Source organism: Salmonella sp. SAL4457 (assembly GCF_046548235.1).
Classification (GTDB): Bacteria; Pseudomonadota; Gammaproteobacteria; order Enterobacterales; family Enterobacteriaceae; genus Salmonella; species Salmonella enterica.
This window is the reverse complement of the sequence record NZ_JBGDZO010000699.1, coordinates 1-262: the sequence shown is the minus strand read 5'-3', so window position 1 is coordinate 262 and position 262 is coordinate 1. Positions and strand designations below refer to the sequence as shown.

1 pseudogene is annotated in these 262 nt (G+C 67.2%); it reads left to right on the top strand.

From position 1 onward, the window contains the following. Window positions 1–262, top strand: a pseudogene (locus ACLJNW_RS25970) (hypothetical protein); the annotation flags it as partial.

Genomic DNA, 262 nt, shown 5'->3' with positions numbered 1-262 from the left:
GCTCAGCTTCGCCCACGACGCCGAACAGGCGATCCGCCATTACCCATGGCCGGGCAACGTGCGCGAACTGGAAAACGCCATCGAGCGGGCGGTGATCCTCAGCGAGTGCCAGGAAATCCACGCCGACCTGCTGGGTATCGACATCGAGCTGGACGACCTCGAGGACGACTTCGCCGCCGACCTCGGCCTCGGCCCGGCGGGCGCCGCGGCCAGCAACCACGAGCCCACCGAGGACCTTTCGCTGGAAGACTACTTCCAGCAC